The sequence below is a fragment of the Gemmiger formicilis genome (genome assembly GCF_900167555.1).
GTDB classification, from domain to species: domain Bacteria; phylum Bacillota; class Clostridia; order Oscillospirales; family Ruminococcaceae; genus Gemmiger; species Gemmiger formicilis.
Window position 1 is genome coordinate 1 of the sequence record NZ_FUYF01000084.1, and the last position, 1,502, is coordinate 1,502.

A 1,502-nucleotide genomic window follows, 5' to 3' on the forward strand; every position below is an offset into this window, starting at 1 on the left:
AATGTACCCGGCCTGTTATCTCATGACGGAGGGCGGACATTTGCGACGATCCTTAACACGCTGGACCGACTGGGGTATGGTGTGGAATGGCAATGTCTTAACAGCAAAGATTTCGGCGTCCCCCAGTCAAGAAACCGCGTGTACATTGTCGGATATCTTGATGAGCGATGTAGAGGAAAAGTATTTCCTTTCACCGAAACAGCAGGAAGTTCTCTTATTCAAACCCACGGTGGCCACCAAGGGGAGCGCGTCTACTCCCCCGAAGGATTAAGCTGTACGCTGGCTGCCAATCCGGGTGGCTTCGGTGGCAAAACCGGGCTGTATGAGGTGGGAGTGCCGATCAAGTGCGCCACAAAAACCGGTTACCAGTTGGCACAGCTTGGTGACAGCATTGACCTGAGCTACGCCACAGTCAACAGTCGGCGCGGGCGTGTGGGCAAGCAAATTGCCCACACCCTTACCACCGGCTGCCGACAGGGCACGCTGAACTTTATTGACTTAAACCCTGACCCAAAAATCACAGAGGTCGCGCGGTGTGTAAACGCCAGAGTCGGCAACGGTATCCGAACGCACCGCGGAGAATCCTCTGGTGTTCTGTGCGAGGGTCGCATCCGCCGCCTGACGCCGCGCGAATGTCTGCGCCTGCAGGGCTGGGCAGATGACCGCATCGACACGGTGCTTGCCATTCAAAGCGATAATCAAGCCTACAAGCAGGCAGGCAACGGCGTGACGGTCAATGTGGTGGAAGCCATCGGGCGGCGTATTGCCAAGATGGACGCGGAACTGCGGGGTGAGGCGCTTGCCCCTTGATTTCCGCGACCAGTATTTTGGCTGTGAAATTGAACTGACCGGGATAAACCGTGCCACGGCAGCCCATGCGCTGGCTGACCTGTTTGGAACCCGCGCCGAGCATTCCGGCGGTGGCTACGATGCCTACAGGGTCAAAGATTTGGACGGTAAAGAGTGGAAAATCGTTCGGGACGGCAGCATCCATCCCGAATGCCGTAGGCGGTCTGTTCTTATTGGGGAGACCTACAAGGTCGAATTGAACTCTCCGAAACTCGAATACGGCGAGATGGAAAAGCTGCAGGAGGTTGTCCGTTCCTTACGCCGCGCAGGAGGCATCGTAAACGACAGCTGCGGAATGCATGTCCACGTGGATGCAAGCAAGCACACGCCGCAGAGCCTCAAAAATGTGCTGTCCATTATGTACTCAAAAGAGGACATTCTATTTGCAGCACTCAAAGTCAACCCTGCCCGCATCGACAGCTACTGTCAGGCGGTGGATGAGCCTATTCTGGAAGAAATCCGCAAGCTGCCCAGCGGTGCAAGTATGGATCAACTGAAAGACCGCTGGTATCAAGGGAGGGATGGGAGTGATTATCACTACCATTCGTCACGGTACAGGGCTTGTTATGGCAAGAAAGCGATTATGTATCCCACGTTCCAAACTTTAATTGTACAGCGACAAAAATTATAAAAACAGTCTGTTTTTCTCTACA

The 1,502-nt window shown here is 54.3% G+C and carries 2 protein-coding genes; both read left to right on the forward strand.

Annotated features, from left to right (window positions below; all coding sequences use genetic code 11):
* The first annotated feature begins 60 nt into the window (after window positions 1-60).
* A complete protein-coding gene (locus B5D32_RS14660) occupies window positions 61-810 on the forward strand; it encodes a DNA cytosine methyltransferase (RefSeq protein WP_338108556.1) in 750 nt (249 codons plus the stop codon).
* Window positions 800-1,480, forward strand: coding sequence for an amidoligase family protein (locus tag B5D32_RS14665; protein WP_242943483.1), 681 nt, complete (start codon window positions 800-802; stop codon window positions 1,478-1,480). The genes B5D32_RS14660 and B5D32_RS14665 overlap by 11 nt, the downstream gene beginning before the upstream one ends.
* Window positions 1,481-1,502: the final 22 nt, after the last annotated feature.